This window comes from Saccharopolyspora sp. (assembly GCF_017434145.1).
GTDB classification, from domain to species: Bacteria; Actinomycetota; Actinomycetes; order Mycobacteriales; family Pseudonocardiaceae; genus Saccharopolyspora_C; species Saccharopolyspora_C galaxeae.
Genome location: NZ_JAFRFW010000467.1, coordinates 1 through 3,880 on the forward strand (window position 1 = coordinate 1; position 3,880 = coordinate 3,880).

3 protein-coding genes and 1 pseudogene are annotated in these 3,880 nt (G+C 72.9%); all 4 read right to left on the bottom strand.

The genetic code is table 11. The features are described 5' to 3' along the window. Positions 1-871: Mur ligase family protein (locus tag IJH84_RS12845; RefSeq protein WP_295144494.1), on the bottom strand; the 871-nt coding region annotated here is incomplete at its 3' end. A gap of 86 nt (positions 872-957) precedes the next feature. Then, positions 958-2,040 carry a phospho-N-acetylmuramoyl-pentapeptide-transferase gene (gene mraY, locus IJH84_RS12850; protein ID WP_295144497.1) on the bottom strand — a complete coding sequence of 361 codons (1,083 nt, stop codon included), beginning with the start codon at positions 2,038-2,040 and terminating at the stop codon, positions 958-960. Continuing rightward, positions 2,037-3,515: a UDP-N-acetylmuramoyl-tripeptide--D-alanyl-D-alanine ligase gene (murF, locus tag IJH84_RS12855; protein WP_200070033.1), complete on the bottom strand. Its 1,479-nt coding sequence runs from the start codon at positions 3,513-3,515 to the stop codon at positions 2,037-2,039. Before murF ends, mraY begins: the two co-directional genes overlap by 4 nt. Next, positions 3,512-3,880 (bottom strand): annotated as a pseudogene (locus IJH84_RS12860) (UDP-N-acetylmuramoyl-L-alanyl-D-glutamate--2,6-diaminopimelate ligase); the annotation flags it as partial. The gene murF and the pseudogene IJH84_RS12860, both read right to left, overlap by 4 nt.

Consider the following 3,880-nt stretch of genomic DNA (forward strand, 5'->3'; position numbering starts at 1 on the left):
CGGCGAGCGCGTTGGCCTGGTTGTGCGGGCCCGCGGGATGCACGTCGGCGATCGAGGCGAGCCGCACGTCCTCGCCGAAGGCGTCGCCGACACCGCCGAAGGCCCGATCGACCAGCGCGCCGCCGGAGATGCCGAGCTGCCCGGCCCCCGGCTCGGACAGCGTGAACGACACCGCCCGCTGCGTCCCGGCGGCCAGCTTCGCGGACCACTCGTCGTCGGCGTTGTGCACCGCGACGGCGTTGCCCGCGTACACCTTCGCCTTCGCCGCCCCGTAGGCGTCCATCGACCCGTGCCAGTCGAGGTGGTCGTCGGCGCGGGTGAGCACGACACCGGCGTGCGCGGCCAGCGACCGCGACCAGTGCAGCTGGAAGCTGGACAGCTCCACCGCGAGCACCCGATACCCGGCGCGCACCGCGTCCACCACAGGGAGCCCGACGTTGCCGCAGGCCACCGCGTCCGCACCGGCCGCGCGCAGCACCGACTCCAGCATCCCGACGGTGGTGGTCTTGCCGTTCGTGCCGGTCACCGCGAGCCACTCCGCCGGTTCGGGGCGTTGCCGGTCCAGCCACCAGGCGAGTTCGACCTCGCCGACGACTTCGACGCCGGCGGCTTCGGCGGCCGCCAGCAGCGGCACGCCGGGTCGCCAGCCGGGGCTGGTCACCACCAGGTCGGTACCTGCAGGCGGCTCCGCCAGGCCCGGCACCAGCTCGGCGCCTTCGGCGCGCAGCGAGGCCAGCTCGGCGAGCCGTTCCTCCGAGGCGTCGGTGAGCGTCACCCGGGCACCCGCGGCCAGCAACGCTTCCGCGGCCGACCGCCCGGACACCCCGGCCCCGGCGACCAGCACGTCCCGGTCCCGCAATGCTTGCGCCACGCCGTGCTCCCCTGATTCCCCGACGATCCTGATTCCCCGACGATCCTCCCGGCCTGCGGCCGCCCGGGCAGGCGGCCCCATCCCGCTCACGACCCGGACAGCGCCAGCCAGTCCGCGAAGAACAGCCCGAGGCCGAACAGCGCGCTGATCCCCGCCAGGATCCAGAACCGGATGATCACCGTGGTTTCCGCCCACCCCGCCAGCTCGAAGTGGTGGTGGAACGGCGCCATCCGGAACAGCCTTCGCCGCGTGCTGCGGAACACCACGATCTGCAGCACCACCGACAGCGCCTCGACCACGAACAGCCCGCCCACGACGACCATCAGCAGCTCGGTGCGGGTCACCATGGACAACCCGGCGACCAGGCCGACGAGGGCCAGCGAACCGGTGTCGCCCATGAAGATCTGCGCCGGTGCCGCGTTCCACCACAGGAACCCGATGCCCGCGGCCATCGCCGCGGCCGCCACCACCGCGATGTCCAGCGGGTCGCGCACCGTGTAGCAGGCCGGCGTGGGCCCGCCGCCGGTGGGCGCGGTGCAGTCGTAGCGCAGCTGCCAGAACGAGATCAGCACGTAGCACGCCAGCACCATCGCCGCGGTGCCACCGGCAAGGCCGTCCATGCCGTCGGTGAAGTTGACCGCGTTGGACCAGCCGCTGATCGCGATGTAGGCGAAGATCACGAACCCGACCACGCCGAACGAGACGACCGTGATGTCCCGGATGAACGACAGGTGCTCGGAGGCCGGCGTGATGCCCGCCTCGTCCTGGAACTGCATCGCCAGGATCGCGAACAGCACCGAGGCGACCAGCTGGCCCACCAGCTTCGCGGTCTTGTTCAGCCCCAGGTTGCGCTGCTTGCGGATCTTGATGAAGTCGTCCAGGAACCCCACGATGCCCAGCGCGGTGGTCAGCCCGAGCACCAGCAGCCCGGACGCCGACGGCGCCTGGTCGGCCACCGTGAGGTGGGTGGCCAGGTACCCCGCCCACATCGCGACGAGGATCGCCATCCCGCCCATGGTGGGCGTTCCCCGCTTGGCCGAGTGCGACTTCTGCACCTCTTCGCGGATCTCCTGGCCGAAGCCCTGCTTCGAGAAGATCCGGATCAGGTACGGGGTGAACAGGATGGACACGACCAGCGCCACCGCGGCGGCGACGAGGATGCTCTTCACGCGGCACCCCCGGTCAGCGCCTCGGCGACCTGCCACAGCGCGGCCACTTTGGACGCCTTGGCCAGCACGACGTCACCGGGACGCAGCTCGTCGCGCAGCAGCGCGACGGCGGCATCGACGTCCGGCACCAGAACCGACTCCTCTCCCCACGACCCTTCCAGCGACGCACCCTGGTGCATCGCGCGCGCCTGGTCACCGACGACCACGAGGCGGTCGATGTTGAGCCGGACGGCCAGCCGCCCGATCTCGTCGTGCGCGGCGACCCCGGACTCGCCGAGTTCGCCCATCACCCCGAGCACCGCCCAGGCGCGGCCGGGTTTTCCCCTGGTCATCGACGCGAGCGTTTTCAGCGCCGCGCGCACCGACTCCGGGTTGGCGTTGTAGGCGTCGTTGACGACGGTGACGCCGCCGGAGGTCTCGGCGACCTCCATCCGCCGCGCGGACACGCGCCGCACCGAACCGAGCCGTTCGGCGGTCTCGGCGAGCGTCGCGCCGAGTTCCAGCGAGATCGCGGCGGCGGTCAGCGCGTTGCCGACGTGGTGCTCGCCGTGCAGCGGCAGGCTCACCCGCGCCGAGCCTTCGGCGGTGACCAGCGTGAACGTGGGCCGCGCCCGCTCGTCGAGCTCGACGTCCTCGGCGCGGACTTGCGCCTTCGGGCTCTCGCCGACGAAGACCACGCGAGCCGCGGTCCGCTCGGCCATCGCGGCCACCAGCGGGTCGTCGGCGTTGAGCACCGCGACTCCGCCGTCGGCAGCCGCGGGCAGCGCCGCGACGAGTTCGCCCTTGGCCTGCGCGATGGCTTCCGGCGAGCCGAATTCGCCGAGGTGCGCGCTGCCGACGTTGAGCACCGCACCGATCCGCGGCGGCGCCACCTCGCACAGCGCAGCGATGTGGCCGACGCCGCGCGCGGACAGCTCCAGCACGAGGTGCCTGGTGTGCTCGTCGGCGCGCAGCACCGTCCACGGGTGGCCGAGTTCGTTGTTGAACGAGCCGGGCGGCGCCACGGTCGGCCCGGCCGGTTCCAGCACCTGCGCGATGAGGTCCTTCGTGGAGGTCTTGCCGGACGATCCGGTCACCCCCACCACGGCCAGCTCCGGCAGCCGGTCCACCACGTGCCGGGCCAGCCGCGCCAGCCCGGCCAGCACCGCGGCACCGCTGCCGTCGGCGTCGCCCGCCAGCGCCATCGCGCGGGACGGGTGGTGCGCGGGCAGCTCAGGAACGATCACCGACGGGATCGGCGCGTCCGCTGTGGACACTTCGCGGGCGGCGAGCACCCCGGCGGCGCCGTCCGCGACGGCTCCGGCGGCGTAGTCGTGCCCGTCGACGCGTTCACCGGGCATCGCCACGAACAACCCGCCGGGGCCGATCTGCCGGGAGTCGAACTCGACGGGGCCGGTGACGGTTTCGGTGCCGTCCGCGTGGTGGAGCCTGCCGCCGACCGCTCGCGCGATGTCAGCGAGGCTGAGCGGGATCACCTTGCCTCCTCGTTGCTGCCCCGGCCTCCGGCCGGGGACGTGGGCTCCCCCAGATTTCCTTGCGCGGCTTGAAGTTCGTGCGCCGGCCTGCGCCGCAGCGCCGCGGCGACCTCGTCGCGGTCGGAGAACGGGTGCACCACCCCCGCGATCTCCTGCCCCGTCTCGTGGCCCTTGCCCGCGATCACGACCACGTCCCCGGTGCGCGCCCGCGACACCGCCTCGCCGATGGCTTCGCGGCGATCGCCGACCTCGCGGACCTCGCCGCGTTCGCCCGCGGGCACTTCCAGCGCACCGGCGAACATGGCGGCGCGGATGTCGGCGGGGTCTTCGCTGCGCGGGTTGTCGTCGGTGACGATCAGCAGGTC